Below are 19,626 nucleotides of genomic sequence, written 5' to 3'. Positions count from 1 at the left end.
TGAAGCTCTCAGGTCACGACCCGCGACGACGGTCGTGATGACAGAGGGGGAGACCAGGCATACGCCCGCGCCCAGCGCCGGTCTCCACCCCGTCCCGGGAGGCTCCACCAATGACCGACCTGTCATCGCTCAGCGAACTCGGCTCCCCCCCGTTCGCGACCCGCCACATAGGACCGGACGACGCCGGCCAGGCCCGCATGCTGGAGGCGGTCGGATTCGCCTCCGTCGCCGACCTGGTCGCGGTGGCCGTACCCGAGGCGATCCGCTCCTCCGGGCGGCTGAGCCTGCCCCCGGCGGCCGGGGAGTCCGAGACCCTCGCCGAGCTGCGCGTCCTCGCCGGGCGCAACACCGTGCTCACCTCGATGATCGGCCTGGGGTACCACGACACGATCACCCCGGGCGTCATCCGCCGCAACCTCCTGGAGAACCCGGGCTGGTACACCGCGTACACGCCCTACCAGCCGGAGATCTCCCAGGGCCGCCTGGAGGCCCTGATCAACTTCCAGACCGTCGTCTCCGACCTGACCGCCCTCGACGTGGCCGGGGCCTCCCTGCTGGACGAGGCCACCGCCGCCGCCGAGGCGATGACCCTGGCCCGCCGCGCGGGCCGCAGCCCCTCGAAGGTGTTCGTGGTGGACGCCGACGCGCTGCCGCAGACCAAGGCGGTGCTGCGCACCCGCGCCGAGCCGCTCGGCATCGAGCTGGTCGAGAGCGACTTCACCGCCGAGCTGCCCGAGTGCTTCGGGGTGCTCGTGCAGTACCCCGGCGCCAGCGGCAGGATCCGCGACTTCCGCGCGATCGCCGACGCCGCCCACGCGCGCGGCGCCCAGGTGGTCGCCGCCGCCGACCTGCTGGCCCTCACCGTCCTGGCCGCGCCCGGCGAGCTCGGCGCCGACATCGCGGTCGGCTCCTCCCAGCGCTTCGGCGTCCCCCTCGGCTTCGGCGGGCCGCACGCCGCCTACATGGCGGTCCGCGACGGCCTCCAGCGCCAGCTGCCGGGCCGCCTGGTGGGCGTCTCCCAGGACGCCGACCGGCGCCCCGCGTACCGGCTCGCGCTGCAGACCCGCGAGCAGCACATCCGCCGGGAGAAGGCCACCAGCAACATCTGCACCGCTCAGGTGCTGCTCGCCGTGATCGCCGGCATGTACGCCGTCTACCACGGTCCCGAGGGCCTGCGCAGGATCGGCCGGCGCACCCACCGGCACGCCGTCGTACTCGCCGAGGGCCTGCGCCAGGGCGGCGTGGAGGTGGTGCACGACACCTTCTTCGACACCGTGCTCGCCCGGGTGCCCGGCCGGGCCGGGGCGGTCGTCGCCGCGGCCCGCGACAACGGGGTGAACCTGCGCCTGGTCGACGCCGACCACGTGGGCGTCACCTGCGACGAGAGGACCGAGCTCCTGCACCTGGAGCAGGTCCTGGCCGCCTTCGAGGTGAGCGGCGCCGTGCTCGCCGACCTCGACGCCGCCGCGCACGACGCGCTGCCCGCCGCGCTGGCGCGCACCAGCGACTACCTGACCCACCCGGTCTTCCACAGCCACCGCTCCGAGACGGCCATGCTGCGCTACCTGCGCAGGCTCCAGGACAAGGACATCGCGCTCGACCGGTCGATGATCCCGCTGGGCTCCTGCACCATGAAGCTCAACGCGACCACCGAGATGGAGCCGATCACCTGGCCGGAGTTCGCCGGGCTGCACCCCTACGCGCCCGAGGACCAGGCCGCCGGCTACATCGAGCTGATCGGGGAGCTGGAGCGCTGGCTGGCCGAGGTCACCGGCTACGACGCCGTGTCGCTCCAGCCGAACGCCGGCTCCCAGGGCGAGTTCGCCGGGCTCCTGGCGATCCGCGCCTACCACACCGCGCGCGGGGACTCGGACCGCGACGTCTGCCTGATCCCCTCCTCCGCGCACGGCACCAACGCCGCGAGCGCCGTCATGGCGGGCATGCGGGTGGCGGTGGTCGCCTGTGACGACCAGGGCAACGTGGACGTCGACGACCTCGTCGCGAAGATCGACAAGCACCGCGAGCGGCTTGCCGCGATCATGGTGACCTACCCGTCCACGCACGGCGTGTACGAGGAGACGATCGTCCGGATCTGCGAGCTGGTGCACGAGGCCGGCGGGCAGGTCTACGTCGACGGCGCCAACCTCAACGCGCTGGTCGGCCTGGCCAGGCCGGGGGAGTTCGGGGCGGACGTCTCCCACCTGAACCTGCACAAGACCTTCTGCATCCCGCACGGCGGCGGCGGCCCCGGCGTCGGCCCGGTCGCGGTCCGCGCCCACCTGGCCGAGTACCTGCCCGGCCACCCGCTGCGCGAGGGCACCGCGGTCGGCCCGGTCTCGGCGGCCCCGTACGGCTCCGCGGGCATCCTGCCCATCTCCTGGGCCTACATCCGGATGATGGGCGCCGACGGCTTGAAGGCGGCCACCGAGCAGGCCATCCTGTCGGCCAACTACCTGGCCCGCAGGCTCAGCCCCCACTACCCGGTCCTCTACACCGGCCGGGGCGGCCTCGTCGCCCACGAGTGCATCGTGGACCTGCGCCAGATCACCAAGGAGACCGGCGTGACGGTCGACGACGTGGCCAAGCGCCTCATCGACTACGGCTTCCACGCCCCGACCATGTCCTTCCCGGTGGCCGGCACGCTGATGATCGAGCCGACCGAGAGCGAGGACCTGGCCGAGCTCGACCGGTTCTGCGAGGCGATGATCGCGATCCGCGAGGAGATCGCGAAGGTCGCCTCCGGGGCGTACGACAAGACCGACAACCCGCTGCGCAACGCCCCGCACACGGCCGACAGCCTCGTCGCCGACGAGTGGAGCCACCCCTACGGCCGCACCGAGGCGGCCTACCCGCTGCCGTCGGTGCGCGAGGGCAAGTACTGGTCGCCGGTCCGCCGTATCGACCAGGCCTACGGCGACCGCAACCTGGTCTGCTCCTGCCCCCCGCTGGAGGCGTACGAGGACTGATCGCCGCGAGAGCGGAAACCTCGCGCGAACCTCGCGGAGCTCGATAATCGCGGGGAATGCGACGGGACGGAGGGCGCCCCGAGTCGTTAAGCTCGGGGCGTCTCCGTATCCGGAAGGATCATGCATGCCTGAGGTGGACACCCGTCCCTTGGACACCGCGCGAAGACTGGCCGAGTCCGGCGATCTCGACGGCGCCGCCGCGATCTTCGCCGAGCTGGCCGCCGATCCCGGCGAGCCCGACCGGGCCCAGGCGGCGGTGGGGCTCGCGGTGGTGCTGGAGGAGAGCGGGGACGTCGCGGGCTCGCGCGCCGCCGCGCGCACCGCGCTGGCCACCGGGCACCCGGAGTTCGCCGCCCAGGCCGCCTGCCTGCTCGCGGGGAGCTTCGAGCGGGAGGAGCTGGCCGACCAGGCCCGCGCCGCCTGGCAGGCCGCGCTGGGCGTCGGCCACCCCGCCTACGTCCCGCTGGCGCACATGGCCCTCGCCAGGCTCGCCACGAGCGAGGAGGAGGCCGAGCGGTCGCTGCGCGACGCGCTGGCCACCGCCGACCCGGAGATCGCTCCTCGTGCCGCCCAGCGGCTGGCGGAGGCGTTCCTGGAGGAGGGCGAGCCCGGCGAGGCCGCCCGGGTGCTCCTGGAGGCGCTCGCGGTGCCCGGCGCGGGCGAGGTGGCGAGGCTGCGGGTGATGCTCGGCATCGCGCATCTGGAGCTGGCGTGCGCGGAGTTCTCCGGCGCGGTCGAGGAGGGCGGCGACGTCGAGACCGGCGCGCTGGCCATCGAGCTCCTGGCCCGCACGCTCCCGCTGCGGGGACGCGACGAGGACGCCGAGCGGGTGTGGCGCTACGGCCTGGAGAGCGCCGACGAGGATCTCGCCGGTGAGGTCCGTCTCCGTCTCGACCGGGACCTCTGAGGCCGGGCCGCGCGACGCGCCGCGTCCCGCGCGAGGGCGCGGGGATCGCCGTGCCCGTGGGGGCCTGTACGGGCTCCGGCCGGCCCGGTCCCGTGGGAATCCTGTACGGCCGTCGACCGGCCTGGTCCTGAGCGGGGTGCGGGGATCGCCCTGCTCTCAAGTGCTCTCAAGGGCTCTCGCTCGGGCGTCGGCCTCCGTGCCCGCGGGAGGATCTCGCCGGTTCCCGGCCGTCCGGGGCGAGGCGGGGCTCCGGGGCGTCAGTCGCGCTCGCGCCAGCGGCCCAGGGCGTGGGCGAAGTTGATCGCCACGATCCCGGCCCAGGCCAGCAGCAGCCCGGCGGTGCCCGCGTTCTGCGCCGCGATGGCGGTCAGCGGGATCCCGATGCCCATCGAACCGAGGGCGATCGGGATCGAGCCGTTCCCCTTGCGCGTCCCGGCCTTCGGGGCCCCGGCGGCGTGCATCTCGGCGCGCACCCGGTGGGCGATGGTCTGGTCGAGGCGCGACACGAACGACTCGATGAGGGCGGTCTCGTACTCGGGGCCGAGGTCGCGCCGGGCCTCGACGGTGGCACGCATGTCCTGGCGGATATCTTGATAGTCCTGCACGCCTCGATTGTTCCTTCCGGCCGCTCGCCGGACATCAGCCGATAGGAGGAGATCCGTGTCCACCTCCGACTCAACCCCCCTCGCCGGTGCTTCCACGCCGCTGGAGATCGCGACCCCGCACGGCCCGGCGCTGGCGGAGATCGACGAGGTGGCCTCCCCGCGCTTCCTGCTGGTGCTCACCCACGGCTCGGCCGGGGGAGTGGACGCCCCGGACCTGCTGGCCGTACGGGACGCCGTGACGGCGATCGGCGGGACGGTCGCGCGGGTGCTCCAGCCGTTCCGGATGCGCGGGGCCCGCGCGCCGGGGTCGGCGGTCAGGCAGGACGAGGCGTGGGAGACACTGGTGGCCGACCTGCGCGGGCGCTACCCGGGGCTGCCGCTGGCGCAGGGCGGGCGGAGCAACGGGGCCAGGGTCGCGTGCCGTACGGCCGGGAGGGTCGGGGCCCGCGCGGTCGTCGCGCTGGCCTTCCCGTTGCACCCGCCGGGGAAGCCGGAGCGGTCACGCGCCGGGGAGCTGCGCGAGGCGGGGGTGGACGTGCTGGTGGTGAACGGAGACCGTGACCCGTTCGGCGTGCCCGAGGCGGCGGACGCCGCGCGCCTGGTGGTGCTGCCGGGAGAGGGTCACGACCTCGGGAGGAATCCCGCCGGGGTGGGCGAGGTGGTCGCCGAGTGGCTCGACGCGAGGATGCGGCCGGGCTCGGTGGACTCGCTCAGCGTGACCGGTCGGGCGTGACGGGCCTCAGACGACGCCGGCCAGTGGCCGGTGCGGCTCGATGACGGCACCGTCCGGGAGGAGCTCGCCGGTGTCGTCGAACAGCACCACACCGTTGCAGAGCAGGCTCCAGCCCTGCTCGGGGTGGGCCGCCATGGTGCGGGCGGCTTCGCGGTCCAGCGCGTCGGCGGACGGACAGGACGGCTCGTGCGGGCACATCGGCGTGCCTCCGGATCTCTCGTGTCGGCTCGCCCGGTCACACCGGGCACGGGTGGGCATCGGACATCCGGCGGCACCGTCACCGATGGGTCTCCGTTCCCACGTATGACGGGGACGAGCATCTTAATGTTGATATATGGCCATGCGGCCCCTAACAGAACGGGGGCCGCACATCAAGCAGATCAAGTGTGCGATCGATCGCACCTCGGCGACATAGCCCGTTAGGACTGTTTGAGAACTGGTAGAGGGTCAGTCCGACAGGGCTTTATCAGGGGATGTGACCTATAACACAGCATGCCTCATATAAGGACATTCGACCAAGTGCGACACGCCACCGAGCGGGTAAACGATCGGTTACAAGTTTCTGACGTGGGCCGACGCCGGTTGCCGGACCCGTGACCGTCCGTTACCCGGTCCGATGCGCTCACCGCGTGCCCAGGCCGGCCAGGAGGGCGTCCAGGCCGTGCTCGAAGTCGGCGTCGGCGGCCGGGCTGCCGCCTCCCCTGGACGGGGGGCGCCAGGGCTCGTCCTCGTCGCCGGAGGGGTCGGCCCAGCCCGACTGCTGCACCTCCACCGCCACCGCGCCGAAGACGTAGGCCCGCAGGGCCCGCACCGCCCCAGCGGGGTCGGCCAGGCCCGCGTCGGCCAGCTGGTCGGTCTGCTCCCTGATCGCGATCGCCGCCCTGCCCCTCGGCGGCTTGGTCAGGGCCAGGGCGAGCACCCCGGGATGCTCCCTCAGCGCGGCCCGGCTCGCCCGGCACCAGGCCCTCGCGCTCTCCTGCCAGCTCTCGCCGGGCTCGGCGTGGACGGTGGTGACGTGCTCGGCCAGCGCGTCCATCAGGGCGTCCTTGCCGCGCGGAAGGTGGTGGTAGATGGCCATCGCCTCCACCTGGAGCGCGTCGCCCAGCCGGCGCATCGTCAGGCGCCGGAGCCCCTGGCCGTCGGCGATGTGGAGGGCGGCGTCGATGATGCGCTCCCGGGAGAGCGGGACGGGTGGTCGCTTGGCAGGCATGGGAGGCATCCTGTCACCGTTCACCTTACTGCGTAAAGGACGGCGCGCCGGGTCGCGCGAAGCGGGTCCGGTCCCTTCCCTGAGTGTGTGAGGCGGGGACGGACCGCGTAGGCTACGAGCGGTGATCCGCCGGGGGAGACCCGGCGACGGCGAGAGAGGGAAGAAGATGGCGTTTTTCCGACCGCGCGTGAGCCGGGAGGCGGAGGTTCGTCACCACGCTGACCAGGAGGTCGGGAAGAGCTTCCCCGAGCTTCTGGAGAGGGCGCGCCAGGCGGAGGCCGAGGTGCGCCGGGCGCAGGCCGCAGCCGCCCCCGTGCAGGAGCTGCGGGCCGCCGGGCTCGCCTTCGACAGTGCGCTCACCGAGGCCCTGCGCGCCGCCGAGGCCAACCAGCGCGCGACGTTCGGGATCAGGTCGTACGACGACCGGATCCGCCGCCGCAAGGGCCGGGCCACCCCCAGGGGCGCCGAGTGGACCGCCGAGGTCAACCGCCTGCGCACCCTTCGCGAGCAGAACCGGCTCACCGGCATCCCCCGGGTGCCGCGACCGGTCACCGCCACCGCCCGCTGATCCTCGTCCCCGTTCCTGCTCCCCGGTCCGCGCCGGGGTTCTCGCTCGCGTACGCCCGTGCGCGGGGTCCCCGCCCGCGCGGTCCGGCCTCCGGGTAGGCCGGTCCGGCTCAGCGGGTGGCGTGCGCGGCCGAGGCGGACAGCAGCCGCCGTACGCGCACGGCGGGCAGGACCGCCGCGCACCGCTCCGCCGCGTAGGTCTGGGCCATCCTGTGGTGCTCGGCGGAGAAGTCGGCCACCCCGTCGGCCACGAAGAACACCTCCACGTCGCCCATGAAGGCGTCGCAGGCCGTCATCAGGCAGCCGATGTGGGCGTAGATCCCGGTGACGATGAGCTGGTCGCGGCCGTGCTCGGCGAGCAGGTCGCGCAGCGGGGTGCGGTGGAAGGCGCTGTAGCGCCACTTGGTCAGCCGGATGTCGTCCGGGCCGGGGGCGAGCGGGGCGATGATCTCCTGGGCGCTCGGCTCGGCGCCGACCCCGGCCCCCCAGAAGTCCTCCAGCAGGCCGCGCTGGGCCGAGGTCTGCCCGCCGGGCTGGGCCGAGTACACGACCGGGACTCCGGCCTCCCTGGCCGTCTCGCGGAGCTCGGCGATCGCCGAGACCAGTTCCACGATCGGCGAGGTTCCCGGCGCGAACGCGTTCACGAAGTGGTTCTGCATGTCGTGGACGAGGAGCACCGCGCGGCGGGCGTCCGGGGTCCAGGAGACGCGGTTGGCGGGCATCTCGTCCTCGCGGGGCATGGGGTAGGGAGTGATCGCGGGTAAGGCCACGGCTGCCTCTCTTTCTGCTTTCTCTGGTGTCCTGACGTGCCGGGGGTCACCGGGTGCGGGGACGCCCGTCACGCGTCTTCTCTCAGGGGCTGCTCGCCGGCGACCGCGGCGGCCGGGCCGGGAACGGCGTCCAGGGCGGGAACGGCGTCCAGGGCGGGAACGGCGTCCAGGGCGGGAACGGCGTCCGGGCCCGAGCCCAGGTCCACGTCGAGGTCCGGGGCCAGCCCGAGGGCCTGCAGGAGGGTGCGGAACTTCGCGGAGGTCTCGGCCAGCTCCTCCTCGGGGACCGAGCCCGTGACGATCCCGCCACCGGCGAACAGCCGGATGCCGCCGCCGGTCACCTCGGCGCAGCGGATCGCCACCGCCCACTCGCCGTCCCCCGAGGCGTCGCACCAGCCGACCATGCCGGTGTAGAAGCCACGGTCGAAGGGTTCGATGCCGGCGATCGCGGCGCGCGCCGCGACGGTGGGCGTCCCGCAGACCGCGGGGGTGGGGTGCAGGGCGACCGCCAGGTCGAGCGAGGTGGTGCGCGGGTCGGCGAGCCTGCCGGTGATCCTGCTGGACAGGTGCCACATGGTGGAGGTGCAGATCAGGGACGGCTCGGCCGGGACGCTCAGCGCCCGGCAGTGCGGGGCGAGCGCGGCGGCCACGGCCTCGACCACGACCGCGTGCTCGTGCTGCTCCTTGGCCGAGCAGAGCAGCGCCGCCGCGCGGCGGCGGTCCTCGGCGCGGTCGGCGCTGCGCGCGGCGGAACCGGCCAGCGGGTTGGCGACGACGGCGGGTCCGTCCCTGGAGACCAGCAGTTCGGGGCTGGCGCCCACCAGGGTCCGCCCGCCGGGCAGGTCGACGGCGAAGACGTGGCCGTGCGGGTCGCGGACCGCCAGGCGCCGGACCATCGTGGCGATGTCGGCCGGCTCCGGGCTCGTCAGCTCCAGCGACCTGGCCAGCACCACCTTCTCCACCGCGCCCGTGGCGAGCAGCTCCAGCACCCGCCGTACGCCCTCCAGGTGCTCGGAGGGGGTGGGGACGGGGGTGATCCGCCATGGTCGCGCGCCCTGCCGGGGAGGGGCCTCGCCGGGGACGAAGGGGTCGGCCCAGCGGGCCCGCACCGGGGTGATCAGCCGGGCCGAGGCGGGGTCGTCGAACGGGATCGCGCCGAGGACCAGGTCGCGGTGTTCTCGTACGCGTTCGGCCAGCTCCCGCATGGTCCAGGCGGGCGCCACCACGTCGGCGACGCCCCCGGCCAGGAGGGTGTGCCGGGGAGAGGAGAAGATCGACGAGGAGCCCGGCCGGTACTCGTCGAGAAGCTCGGTGGCGCTGACCGCCTCGTATGCGATTGTCAAGGCTGACCTTTCGGGGGAGCTCAGGCCCTGAGCGTGGCACCGCCGTCCACGTACAGGTCTTGCATGGTGATGTGCCGGGCACGGTCCGAGGCCAGGAAGAGCACGGCCTCGGCGACGTCCTCGGGGGCGGCCAGCCGGCCCAGCGGGATGCCCACGCGGTAGGAGGAGGGGTCTCCGTCGAGAACCGCGCGGGGGTCGAACCCCGCCTGCATGGCGGTGTCGGTCGATCCGGGCGAGACCACGTTGCAGCGGATGCCGTGGCGGGCGAGTTCCAGCCCGGCGCACCGGGTGAACATGACCGCGGCGGCCTTGGACGCCGCGTACGCCGCCATGCCGACGCGCGGCACGCCCGCGGCGTTGGAGGCCACGGTCACGATCGTCCCGCCGCCGCGGGGGATCATGCGGCGGGCGACGGCCCGGACGGTGTGGAAGACCCCGCCGGTGTTCACCGCGAACACCCGGGCCCAGTCGTCGGCGCCGATCTCGGTCACCGCGCCGGTGCGCAGCACGCCCGCGACGTTGACCAGGACCCCGATCGGTCCCAGCTCGTCCTCGACCCTCGCGACGACCGCGTCCACCTGTCCGGGGTCGGTGACGTCGGCGCGATGGCGCGTCACCGGCTCCCCGCGGTCGTCCCAGGGGCCGTCGCGTACGTCGGCTCCGGCCACGACCGCCCCGGCGCGGGCGAGGGCCGCCGCGACGGCGGCCCCGATGCCCCCGGCGGCGCCCGTGACGAGGGCCACCGTCCCGGAGAGCCCGGGATGGTCCTGCCGATCGATCACACTCACCTCACTGATTGCTTAGGTTAGCCTTGCCTCACTTACCCGGACTGTCGGGAGTGTGGCGGGTAAGAGTCAAAAGGTGGTCAGGCCCCTGATGATTGGGCATCTTGACATTGCCGTCAATGGGGTGGATCTTAGGTTAGGCTTTCCTAATAAGACACTCCGCCCCAGTGGCCTCTCCGGCCACTCGTCCAACGTCGTGACCAGGCACTTCGCTGAGGTACACGCAGTTATGCCATTTTCGTCTGCCTTTTTCTCATGTCCGGACGACCCTCTCGTGGCCGGGCGGGGAGACGGCGGCCGCCGCCCCCTGGGCGCCGGTGGGAGACCGCCGCGCCGCCCGTCCGGGGACCGGCGCCGGGCGAAACCACGGAGCCGGGTCCGCCGCCCGGCACACCCACGCTGGAGGTAACCGATGACCAACCCCTTCGACGACGAGAACGCGTCCTTCGTGGTGCTGGTGAACGCCGAGGGTCAGCACTCGCTGTGGCCCGCGTTCGCCGACGTCCCCCCGGGTTGGGAGATCGTCCACGGCGAGGACTCCCGCGCGGCCTGCCTGGCCTACGTCGAGGGCGCCTGGACCGACATGCGCCCCAGGAGCCTCGTCGCCGAGATGTGAACCCAAGGATTTCCCAGACCTTCGAGGGCCGTACGGGGACCGTCGCCCCGGTTTCCGTACCGGACCCTCGGGGAGGGGCGCTCCGCGCTCCCGCCGGTCCCTCCGGGGGGCTCTCCCCGCCGGGGCCGGAACACGCGAAGGGCGCCACCGCGGACCGGGAGGTCTCGCGGTGGCGCCCTTCGGAATCTCAGGACCTACAGGACCTACAGGACTTCGGGACCGCCGGACGGGGTCAGCTGGCCCAGTCGAGCAGCGGGCGGGTGTTGCTGGGGTGGCGGAGCTTGGAGAGCGACTCCTTCTCCAGCTGGCGGATGCGCTCGCGCGTCAGGCCGAGATACTTGCCGATCTCGTCGAGTGTGTGGGGCTTGCCGTCGACGAGGCCGAAGCGCAGGGCCATGATCTTGGCCTCCCTGGGGGAGAGGTTGCCGAGCACGCCGCGCAGCTGCTCGCCCAGCAGCTGGCGGTCGACGACCTCCGACGCCTCGGGCGAGTCGACGTCCTCGATGAGGTCGCCGATGGTGGTCTCGCCGTCCTCGCCGATGGTGGCGTTGAGGCTGATCGGCTGGCGGCTGGTGCGCAGCAGCTCCTCGATCTGGTCGGGGGTCTTGTCCAGCTCGACGCCCAGCTCCTCCGGCGTGGGCTCGCGGCCCAGACGCTGGTGCATGTCGCGCTCGACGCGCGACAGCTTGGAGAGCATCTCCAGCACGTGCACCGGCAGCCTGATGGTGCGGGCCGAGTCGGCGAAGCCGCGCTGGATGGCCTGGCGGATCCACCACATGGCGTAGGTGGAGAACTTGTAACCCTTGGTGTAGTCGAACTTCTCCACCGCGCGGATCAGGCCCAGGTTGCCCTCCTGGACCACGTCGAGCAGGGCCATGCCCCGGTCGGTGTACTTCTTCGCCACGGAGACGACCAGGCGGAGGTTGGCCTCCAGCATGTGGTCCTTGGCCCGGCGGCCGTCCTCGGCGATCCACTCCAGGTCGTCGCGCGCGACCGCGGACAGGCCGGGCTCGGCCTCCAGCTTGGACTCGGCGTACAGGCCGGCCTCGATGCGCTTGGCCAGCTCGACCTCCTGCGCGGCGGTGAGCAGGGTGCGGCGGCCGATCGACTTCAGGTAGGTGTGCACCGAGTCGCCCATGACCGAGGACTGGTCGTCGAGGTCGAGGGTCGGCTCGGCCTCGACCTCGGCGACCTCGGCCTCCTCCGGCGGGTTCCACTCGTCGTCGAGCTCCGCCTGGGCGTCCTTGGCGTTCTTGACGTCCTTGGCGGTCGTGGTCTTCTTCGCGGCCCCGGCGGTCCTGAGACCGCCCGCGGGCTCGGTCTTGCTCGTGGCGGCGCCCTGGACGTCGGCGGCGGCCTCGGTCCTGGCCGTGCCCTTCCTCGCGGGCGCGGCCTTGGTCTTGCGGGCGGGGGTCTTGCGGGTGCTCTTGGCGCCGGACAGCGCGGGCTCGTTCTCGGCCGCCAGGCTGACGCCCGCCTCGGTCAGCTCTCGCAGGATCGACCTGCCCTCGGTGGGGCTGATGCCCGCCTCGGCGAAGGCGTGGCGCAGCTCCGCGAGGGAAAGGTGGCCCTGGACTCGCCCTCGGTCAAGGAGCTGGTCGAGGGTCGTCGGGGCCTCAGATGAGGTCGCCACGGCGGTTGGGGGCATGAGGACACCTCCTCCATCACGGAGTCTTCTGAATTTACGGTCTGCTGGTCTTGGGGTGGCGCGGTCTGGGGGCCGCTCGGCGCACCAGTACCAATAACCCCAGTCAAGAACTTTCTGTTCCCGAACCGGCTCGGAAAATATGAAGGGCGGACCGCCTTCCCGGCGATCCACCCACGTCCGGGCGCCCTGGAGGGCCTATTCGATCACTTCCGCGGGGCCCTCTTCCGCCGGGCCGGAGGAGCCGTCGACCAGGGGGCCGTCGACCATGGGCATCGGGAAGGGCTCGGCCTTCTCCAGGCGGTTCTCGCTCCAGTAGCCGATGACCTTCTCGGGGTCGGGGTTGACCTCCCTGGAGACCACGTAGTCCTCGGCGGGAGGGGTGGGCGCGGTCGGGGACGGCTCGTGCGAGGGCGGGCCCGGCTCGTTCGGGGCGACCGGCACCGGCTCGGCCGACGGTTTCTCCGACCTGCCGATCCCGCCCGACGCGGCGGCCGCCGTGACGGAGATGCCGCCGGCGAGGACCAGACTCACGATTCCAGCCGAGACCCATGTCTTCCGGGTGACGTTCATCGGGCTTGTCCTTCCTGCTTCGGCTGTCTCTTGGACGTTCCTCGGCACCTTCACGGTTCCCGATCACGACCATAACGGAGAGTTTCAAGATCTGGCTTGCCGTTGGCCAGAAGTGGTATTTCGGGCACAACGACCAGTTCGGCGGGGGCCGCGTAGGCGGGCAGCCGCTCCTTGGCGAAGGCGCGCAGCTCCGCCAGCGACGGCGGGCCTGGCGAGACGACGACGGCCACCACCCGCTCGCCCCACTCGGGGTCGGGACGGCCGACCACGACGGCGTCGGCGACCGCGGGATGCTCGGCCACCACGGCGGCCACCGCCGCGGCGACGACCTTCTCGCCCCCGGTGTTGATGACGTCGTCGGCCCGCCCCAGCACGCGCAGCCGCCCGCCCTCCAGGACGCCCAGGTCCGAGGTGAGGAACCGGTCGCCGTCGCGGGCGGCCTCGGTGAGGTCGGGGCGCAGCCGGTAGCCGGAGAACAGCACGGGCCCGCCCAGGCGGATCCGGCCGTCGCCGCCGACGCCGACCTCCACCCCGTCGAGGGGCTCGCCGTCGTAGACGCACCCGCCGCAGGTCTCGCTCATGCCGTACGTGGTGACCACCCGGGCCCCGGCCTCGCGAGCCGCGGCGAGCAGGCCGGGGGGAGCGGCGGCGCCGCCGAGCAGGATCGTCCTGAACGCCGGCAGACGGGCCGGATCCGCCTGGAGCAGCCGGCGCAGCTGGGTCGGCACCAGCGAGACGTGGTCCGCGCCGGAGGAGAGCACGGCCTCGGGGGAGAACCCGTCGTGCACGATCGGCTCGGTCCCGCCCAGCAGCGACCTCACCAGGACCTGCAGGCCGGACACGTGAGAGGGTGGCAGGCAGCACAGCCAGCGCTCGCCCGCCCCGGCGCCCAGGCGCCGCAGCGAGGCCGACGCCGAGGCGAACAGGGCCCCGGCCGACAGCTGCGCGCCCTTGGGGACACCGGTCGAGCCGCTGGTGGCGATCACCACCGCGACCCCGGGGGGCACGCCGACGCCGCCCTCGCGGCGGACCCCGTCGACGTGGGTCGGGCGCAGCGCGTCGAGCGTCGCCCGCAGCGCGGCGGCGGGCAGGGCGGGGGAGAGGGGCAGCACGGCGGGACCGCGGCCGTCCAGTGCCGAGCCGACGGCCCGGAACAGCTCCGGGCCCGGCGCCGAGACCACGGCGTGCAATTCCCGTTGCACGGAAAGCCACTCCTCATGCACAGGAATGGTCATCACAGTCGTAAGGTTAGTGCCGAATGCCGGACAACGGCCGGGCTGGTCCCGGCAAAGGGGAAGGGTGAGGCCATCGTGGGCACGGAGCGGGTCGAGCCGGGCGTGGGCGAGCAGGTGGTGTCGGAGGCGGCCTCCGAGCGCGACGACGCGGTCGACTGGAAGAGGTCCGGGCAGTACGAGGACATCATCTACGAGACCGGCGAGGGGATCGCCAAGATCACGATCAACCGTCCCGAGCGGCACAACGCGTTCCGCCCGACGACGCTCTTCGAGCTCAAGGACGCCTTCAACGTCGCCCAGGAGGACGCCGAGGTCGGTGTGATCATCTTCACCGGCGCGGGCGACCGGGCCTTCTGCTCCGGGGGCGACCAGAAGATCCGCGGCGACGACGGCTACGTCGACAAGTCCACCCCGCACGTCGGGCGGCTCAACGTGCTCGACTTGCAGGTCCAGATCCGCCGCTGTCCCAAGCCGGTCATCGCGATGATCGCCGGTTACGCCATCGGCGGCGGCCACGTGCTGCACGTGTGCTGCGACCTGTCCATCGCCGCCGACAACGCGGTCTTCGGCCAGACCGGCCCCAAGGTCGGCTCCTTCGACGGCGGCTACGGCTCCTGGCTGCTGGCCGAGACCGTCGGCCTCAAGCGGGCCCGCGAGATCTGGTACCTCTGCCGTCAGTACGACGCGCAGAAGGCCCTCGACTGGGGCCTGGTCAACGCGGTCGTGCCGCTCGCCGAGCTGGAGGCCGAGACGGTCAGGTGGGCCAGGGAGATGCTGGACAAGTCGCCGCTCGCCCTGCGCATGCTCAAGGGCGCGCTGAACGCGGTGACCGACGGCGCCGCGGGGATGCAGCAGTTCGCCGGTGACGCCACCCTGCTCTATTACATGAGCGAGGAGGCGCAGGAGGGCCGCAACGCCTTCAAGGAGAAGCGCGCCCCCGACTTCGGTAAGTTCCCGCGCCGCCCCTAGGGCGGCCAGGACAGGCCGCCGTCCTCAAGGGCGGCCGGAGAGAGGTTTCAGCGCGGTCGTGGGCGGCGAGGGCGGGTTCCCCCGCCGCTCCCGGGGGCAGCGGGGATCCGGACGGATCGGTCCCGAGGCGCGCGGTCCCGCGTAGGCGAGGTCGCTTCCGCGCGCCTCGAGACGGACTCACCCCCGGGGTGCGGAGATGAAGGAGGCGGTGCGGTGAATCCCGCGACCGCGCTCGCGACGGTGCTGGTCGACGAGCTCGCCCGCTGCGGTCTCACGGACGTGGTGCTCGCGCCCGGTTCGCGCTCGGCGCCGCTCGCCCTGGCCGTGCACGCCGACAGCCGCATCCGGCTGCACGTGCGGGTGGACGAGCGCTCGGCCTCCTACCTGGCGGTGGGCCTGGCCCGCCGCAGCGAGCGGCCGGTCGTGCTGATCTGCACCTCCGGCACCGCGGCGGCCAACTTCCACCCGGCCGTCATCGAGGCGCACGAGTCGGGGGTGCCGCTGCTGGTGCTCACCGCCGACCGCCCGCCCGAGCTGCGCGACACCGGCGCCAGCCAGACCGTCGACCAGGTCAAGCTGTACGGCACGTCCGTCCGCTGGTTCAGCGAGGTCGGCGTGCCCGAGGACCGCCCCGGCCAGGTCGCCTACTGGCGCTCGACGGCCTGCCGCGCCTACCAGCGCGCGATGGGCCCCCACGACCCGGGCCCGGTGCACCTCAACGTGGCCTTCCGCGAGCCGCTGATCCCCGACGACGACCCGTCCTGGTGCGAGTCCCTCGACGGTGGCACCGCGGGCCCGTGGGTCCGCGCCAGGGTGGCCTCCCCGTCGGTGGCGCTGCACCTGCCGCCGACCCGGCGGGGCGTGCTGGTCGTCGGCGAGGGCGCGACCAACACGCGCAGGTACGTCGCGGCGGCGGGCATGGCCGGGTGGCCGGTCCTGTCGGAGCCCAACGGCGGCGCCCGCTACGGCGACCACGCGATGTCGGCCTACCACTTCCTGCTCGGCACCCCGGAGTTCGCCGACCGGCACCGCCCCGACGTCGTGGTCACCCTGGGCCGCCCCGGCCTGTCCAAACCGCTGCTCAACTGGCTGAGGCACGCGGGCGAGCACATCGTGGTCGCCTCCGACATGACCCGCTGGCCCGACCCGACCCGCTCGGCCACCCAGGTCGCCCAGGTGGTGGAGATCCCGGTCGCCGCGGGCGACGACGCGTGGCTGCACTCCTGGCGCCGCGCCGACGCGGCGGCCAGGACCGCGATCGACGAGGTGCTGGACGGGGCCGGGCTCAGCGAGCCGCGCCTGGCCCGCGACCTGGTGGAGGCGCTGCCCAACGGGTCGCTGCTGTTCTCCGGGTCCTCCATGCCGATCCGCGACCTCGACCAGGCCATGCGCCCCCGGAGGGGCCTGCGGATCATGGCCAACCGGGGGGCGGCGGGGATCGACGGGGTGGTGTCGTCCGCGATGGGCGCCGCCCTCGCCCACAACGGCCCCGCCTACGCCCTGATGGGCGACCTCACCTTCCTGCACGACCAGAACGGGTTGCTCCTCGGCTCCCGCGAGCCGCGCCCCGACCTGTGCCTGGTCGTGGTGAACAACGACGGCGGCGGGATCTTCTCGCTGCTTCCCCAGGCCGCGCTGCGCGACCCCTTCGAGCGGGTCTTCGGCACCTCGCACGGGGTGGACCTGGGCTACGTGGCCGCGGCCACCGGCACGCCGTACACCTTCGTGGACGAGCCGGGCCAGCTGGTCAAGGCGCTGCGCGGCGACGGGCTGCGCGTGGTCGAGGTGCGCACCGACCGGGAGTCCAACGCGGTGCTGCACGCCATGATGCGCGACGCGGCCCAGGACGCCGTCCGCGACGCCGTGCGGCGAGGTCAGGTGACGTCGCGGCGGAGCGTCAGTGCGCGGGCGGCGAGCACGGTCACCGCGACGTAGCCCGCGAACAGCAGCCCGCCGCCCCAGACGGGCAGCAGCTCGCCGCCCAGGGGCATGCCGCCCAGAGCGCGGGCCGCCCCGGTCGGCAGCCACCTGCCCAGGTCGGGCAGGAAACTGACGAGCAGGTAGTCGGCGTACATGAACCAGGCCAGTGCCACCGCCACCGCCGCGACCTGGTTGCGGATCAGGGCCCCCAGTCCCACCCCGAGCAGGCCGTACAGGGCGACCGCGAGCGCCGAGCCGAGCAGGACCGCGGGCACCTCGGGGGTCCAGGTGGGATAACCGCCCAGGCCGAGCATGACCAGGCCCGCCACCATCGTGACCAGCGCCGAGACCGTGCCGACCAGCAGGCCGACGATCCCGTACGCGACCAGCTTCGCCCGCACCACCCGGTCCCGCCGGGGGGTGACCAGGAACTGCCAGGTGATCGTCTGGTGGCGGTTCTCCCCGGCCATGCCGAGCACGCCGAGCAGGAGGGTGAAGACGTAGGCCTGCTGGGTCATGCTGTAGACGTTCGCGATCTGCGCGTCGATCGGGATGCCGCCGCCCTGGCCCATCAGGAAGACCATCAGCCCCGCCCAGGCCACGCACAGCGGGGGCGCGAGGGCGGCCAGGATCCAGGTGGTGCGATTCGCGCGCGCCTTGAGCAGTTCGGCGCGGATCAGGTTGTTCATCGGGTCACCTCCAGGTAGAGCTCCTCCAGGTCGGTCTCCGGGCTGAGCGGGCCCTGCCAGGCGAGGCCTCCCGCCCGTACGACGACCGCCTGGTCGGCGATCTGCTGGATCTCGGCGAGGACGTGCGTGGAGACCAGGACCGTGCGTCCCTGGTGGGTGTAGGCCCGCAGGAAGCCCCGCAGCCAGCGCATGCCCTCCGGGTCCAGGCCGTTGGCGGGCTCGTCGAGGATGAGGATCTCCGGGTCCCCCAGCAGGGCGGAGGCCAGGGCGAGCCGCTGGCGCATGCCCAGGGAGAAGCCTCCGACCTTGCGGCCGGCGGCGGCGGTGAGGTCGACCTGTTCCAGCACGTGCTCCACGCGCCCGGCCTCCAGCCCGGCGGCGAGGCGGAGCGCCTCCAGGTGCGTGCGGGCGCTCAGGCCCGGGTGGAAGGCCGTGGCCTCCAGCACCGCGCCGACCGTGGAGACCGGGCGCTCCAGGTCGCGGTAGGGGCCGCCGCCGATGGTCGCGGTGCCCTCGGTGGGCGTGACCAGGCCGAGGATCATGCGCAGGGTGGTGGTCTTGCCCGCCCCGTTGGGGCCGATGAAGGCCGTGAGTGTTCCCCGTTCCACCGTGAACGACAGGTCGTCGACGGCTCGTACCCCGCCGAACGACTTGCCGAGGTGGCTGACGCTGATTGCTGACATGCCTCGACGATGGCCCCCGGGTGGGTGGGAGGGCACGGTCCCGGAGGTGGAACCCGCGAGGTCCACCCGGGGGGAGGCGGTGGTGGCCGGAGGTGGAGACGATCTCCACCCCGGGGCCCATGGTCCGCGGCCGGAGGCACGGATAATTTGTGGGCGTGACGTTCCTCCGCCGTCCCTCGGTGCGCTGCTTCCTTGTTGTCACGCTGGCGGTGTACCTGCTCTTCAGCCCATTGCTCGCCGTCTTCGAGATGGGCTGGCCGAACGTGCTCGCGCTGCTTCCCTTGAGCGTCACGGCCTTCGGCTGTTGCGTGTGGGTGCTGCGGGGCCGGGACGAGCGGCGCAACGCCTGGCTGCTCGCGGCCGTCCTGACCGGCGGGCTCGTCCTGCACGTGATCAGTCGCTACAGCGGCATGGGGTTCTTGTACTTCGTCGTCTTCGCCGCGCCGTTCAGGACCCGTTTCTGGCCGGCGGTGCTCCTGGTCACGGCCGACCTCGCCGGGACGGCCCTGTCCTCCCTGATGATCGGGATGCAGGGCTGGGAGGTGGGCGGCAACCTTCTGGGCCTCACCTACATCGCCGTCCTCGTCTTCCTGGTACGGCACGCGAGGACGACCAGGGAGCACGCCGCGGCGCTCGCCGAGGCGCGGGCGGGCGAGGCCGTGCTGGCCGAGCGGGCGCGGCTGGCCAGGGAGGTCCACGACATCCTGGCGCACTCGCAGTCGGCGCAGATCGTCCACCTGGAGGGGGCGCGGCTGCTGCTGGAGCGGGGCGAGGACCCGGCGGCGGCCCTCGACCGGGTCAACCGCGCCGTGCGGCTGGCGCGTGCCGGGCTGGAGGAGACCCGCCGGGCGCTCGACGCGCTGCGCGGCCAGGAGCTTCCGCTGGCCGAGCGGCTGGAGCTGCTGGCGGTGGAGTTCCGGTCGGTGACCGGCTCGTCCTGCGCGGTCTCGGTCACGGGGGATCTCGGCTCGCTGGAGGCGGGGGCCCGGCTGGCGGTGGCCAGGACCGCCCAGGAGGCGCTGACGAACGCGCGCAGGCACGCGCCGGGCGCCTCGGTGTCGGTGGTGCTGCGCCGGGTCGGCCGCTGGTGCGAGCTGGAGGTGCGCGACACGGGCGGCCCGCCGGGCCCGGCGATGTCAGCGGTGTCGCCAGTGTCGCCAGTGTCGCCAGTGTCGCCGGGGTCGCCGGGGTCGCCGGGATCGTCGGCAGGGGGGTACGGGCTGGTGGGGATGCGTGAGCGGGCCGAGCTGATCGGCGGTTCGCTGGCCGCCCGGCCGGGCGCGGAGGGCTTCGAGGTCCTGCTGCGGGTCCCGGCGTGAGCCGCCCGCGACGTCGTTCCGCCGCGGGGGCGGGAACGGCGCCGCGGCCCGGGGCCGGGTTTCGGGGGACTCCGGGACCCCGGGAGGGACC

Annotated in this window: 18 protein-coding genes and 1 pseudogene; 8 read left to right on the top strand and 11 right to left on the bottom strand. The window is 73.2% G+C overall.

Going from position 1 to position 19,626, the window contains the following annotated elements; all coding sequences use genetic code 11:
• Window positions 1–110: 110 nt before the first annotated feature.
• Both gcvP and ACFYWM_RS09185 read left to right on the top strand, forming a co-directional pair.
• Window positions 111–2,966 carry an aminomethyl-transferring glycine dehydrogenase gene (gcvP, locus tag ACFYWM_RS09190; RefSeq protein ID WP_389911030.1) on the top strand — a complete coding sequence of 952 codons (2,856 nt, stop codon included), beginning with the start codon at window positions 111–113 and terminating at the stop codon, window positions 2,964–2,966.
• A 124-nt stretch (window positions 2,967–3,090) separates the two neighbouring features.
• Window positions 3,091–3,873: a hypothetical protein gene (locus ACFYWM_RS09185; protein ID WP_389911028.1), complete on the top strand. Its 783-nt coding sequence runs from the start codon at window positions 3,091–3,093 to the stop codon at window positions 3,871–3,873.
• A 257-nt stretch (window positions 3,874–4,130) separates the two neighbouring features.
• Here the strand turns inward: ACFYWM_RS09185 and ACFYWM_RS09180 are convergent, their stop codons facing one another.
• Window positions 4,131–4,478, bottom strand: coding sequence for a hypothetical protein (locus ACFYWM_RS09180; protein ID WP_389911026.1), 348 nt, complete (start codon window positions 4,476–4,478; stop codon window positions 4,131–4,133).
• A gap of 100 nt (window positions 4,479–4,578) precedes the next feature.
• Here ACFYWM_RS09180 and ACFYWM_RS09175 point away from each other — a divergent pair, with 100 nt between their 5' ends.
• Window positions 4,579–5,211 (top strand): alpha/beta family hydrolase, encoded by a 633-nt coding sequence (locus tag ACFYWM_RS09175; RefSeq protein ID WP_389911134.1) that lies wholly within the window; start codon window positions 4,579–4,581, stop codon window positions 5,209–5,211.
• Between the two features lie 6 nt (window positions 5,212–5,217).
• On the opposite strand, the gene ACFYWM_RS09170 is transcribed toward ACFYWM_RS09175, so the two are convergent.
• Window positions 5,218–5,409, bottom strand: coding sequence for a DUF5999 family protein (locus ACFYWM_RS09170; protein WP_329094021.1), 192 nt, complete (start codon window positions 5,407–5,409; stop codon window positions 5,218–5,220).
• Between the two features lie 424 nt (window positions 5,410–5,833).
• Window positions 5,834–6,421: a TetR/AcrR family transcriptional regulator C-terminal domain-containing protein gene (locus ACFYWM_RS09165; RefSeq protein ID WP_389911024.1), complete on the bottom strand. Its 588-nt coding sequence runs from the start codon at window positions 6,419–6,421 to the stop codon at window positions 5,834–5,836.
• 166 nt (window positions 6,422–6,587) lie between these two features.
• Here ACFYWM_RS09165 and ACFYWM_RS09160 point away from each other — a divergent pair, with 166 nt between their 5' ends.
• The gene (locus ACFYWM_RS09160; RefSeq protein ID WP_389911021.1) at window positions 6,588–6,989 is read left to right on the top strand and encodes a hypothetical protein; all 402 of its coding nucleotides are present in this window, start codon (window positions 6,588–6,590) and stop codon (window positions 6,987–6,989) included.
• Window positions 6,990–7,098: 109 nt separating this feature from the next.
• Here ACFYWM_RS09160 and ACFYWM_RS09155 read toward each other — a convergent pair whose 3' ends face one another.
• The 3 genes from ACFYWM_RS09155 to ACFYWM_RS09145 all read right to left on the bottom strand — a co-directional run bounded on the left by ACFYWM_RS09155 (window position 7,099) and on the right by ACFYWM_RS09145 (window position 9,883).
• Window positions 7,099–7,758 carry an isochorismatase family protein gene (locus ACFYWM_RS09155; protein WP_389911018.1) on the bottom strand — a complete coding sequence of 220 codons (660 nt, stop codon included), beginning with the start codon at window positions 7,756–7,758 and terminating at the stop codon, window positions 7,099–7,101.
• A gap of 68 nt (window positions 7,759–7,826) precedes the next feature.
• Window positions 7,827–9,101 carry an isochorismate synthase gene (locus ACFYWM_RS09150; protein ID WP_389911015.1) on the bottom strand — a complete coding sequence of 425 codons (1,275 nt, stop codon included), beginning with the start codon at window positions 9,099–9,101 and terminating at the stop codon, window positions 7,827–7,829.
• Window positions 9,102–9,121: 20 nt separating this feature from the next.
• A complete protein-coding gene (locus ACFYWM_RS09145; protein WP_389911012.1) occupies window positions 9,122–9,883 on the bottom strand; it encodes a 2,3-dihydro-2,3-dihydroxybenzoate dehydrogenase in 762 nt (253 codons plus the stop codon).
• Window positions 9,884–10,298: 415 nt separating this feature from the next.
• Here ACFYWM_RS09145 and ACFYWM_RS09140 point away from each other — a divergent pair, with 415 nt between their 5' ends.
• A complete protein-coding gene (locus tag ACFYWM_RS09140) occupies window positions 10,299–10,502 on the top strand; it encodes an MbtH family protein (protein ID WP_389911010.1) in 204 nt (67 codons plus the stop codon).
• 232 nt (window positions 10,503–10,734) lie between these two features.
• Here the strand turns inward: ACFYWM_RS09140 and ACFYWM_RS09135 are convergent, their stop codons facing one another.
• The 3 genes from ACFYWM_RS09135 to ACFYWM_RS09125 all read right to left on the bottom strand — a co-directional run bounded on the left by ACFYWM_RS09135 (window position 10,735) and on the right by ACFYWM_RS09125 (window position 13,922).
• Complete coding sequence (locus ACFYWM_RS09135; protein ID WP_389911008.1) at window positions 10,735–12,150, bottom strand: RNA polymerase sigma factor; 1,416 nt, start codon at window positions 12,148–12,150, stop codon at window positions 10,735–10,737.
• 195 nt (window positions 12,151–12,345) lie between these two features.
• Window positions 12,346–12,720 carry a hypothetical protein gene (locus ACFYWM_RS09130; protein ID WP_389911005.1) on the bottom strand — a complete coding sequence of 125 codons (375 nt, stop codon included), beginning with the start codon at window positions 12,718–12,720 and terminating at the stop codon, window positions 12,346–12,348.
• 50 nt (window positions 12,721–12,770) lie between these two features.
• Window positions 12,771–13,922: an AMP-binding protein gene (locus ACFYWM_RS09125; protein WP_389911002.1), complete on the bottom strand. Its 1,152-nt coding sequence runs from the start codon at window positions 13,920–13,922 to the stop codon at window positions 12,771–12,773.
• Between the two features lie 150 nt (window positions 13,923–14,072).
• On the opposite strand from ACFYWM_RS09125, the gene menB reads away from it, so the two are divergent.
• Window positions 14,073–14,924 carry a 1,4-dihydroxy-2-naphthoyl-CoA synthase gene (menB, locus tag ACFYWM_RS09120; RefSeq protein ID WP_389911131.1) on the top strand — a complete coding sequence of 284 codons (852 nt, stop codon included), beginning with the start codon at window positions 14,073–14,075 and terminating at the stop codon, window positions 14,922–14,924.
• Window positions 14,925–15,137: 213 nt separating this feature from the next.
• A pseudogene (menD, locus tag ACFYWM_RS09115) lies at window positions 15,138–16,781 on the top strand (2-succinyl-5-enolpyruvyl-6-hydroxy-3-cyclohexene-1-carboxylic-acid synthase); the annotation flags it as partial.
• 17 nt (window positions 16,782–16,798) lie between these two features.
• On the opposite strand, the gene ACFYWM_RS09110 reads toward menD, so the two are convergent.
• Both ACFYWM_RS09110 and ACFYWM_RS09105 read right to left on the bottom strand, forming a co-directional pair.
• A complete protein-coding gene (locus tag ACFYWM_RS09110) occupies window positions 16,799–17,533 on the bottom strand; it encodes an ABC transporter permease subunit (RefSeq protein WP_389911000.1) in 735 nt (244 codons plus the stop codon).
• On the bottom strand, window positions 17,530–18,216 hold the full coding sequence (locus ACFYWM_RS09105; protein ID WP_389910997.1) for an ABC transporter ATP-binding protein: 687 nt from the start codon (window positions 18,214–18,216) through the stop codon (window positions 17,530–17,532). Before ACFYWM_RS09105 ends, ACFYWM_RS09110 begins: the two co-directional genes overlap by 4 nt.
• A 155-nt stretch (window positions 18,217–18,371) precedes the next feature.
• Between ACFYWM_RS09105 and ACFYWM_RS09100 the strand changes: the two genes are divergently transcribed.
• Entirely contained in the window at window positions 18,372–19,535 is a 1,164-nt protein-coding gene (locus ACFYWM_RS09100) for a sensor histidine kinase (RefSeq protein WP_389910995.1), read from the top strand.
• Window positions 19,536–19,626: the final 91 nt, after the last annotated feature.

The sequence above is a fragment of the Streptosporangium sp. NPDC002721 genome (assembly GCF_042888905.1).
Lineage (GTDB): Bacteria > Actinomycetota > Actinomycetes > Streptosporangiales > Streptosporangiaceae > Streptosporangium.
Note: the sequence above shows the minus strand (reverse complement) of the source record. Positions and strands in the feature narration are given on the sequence as shown.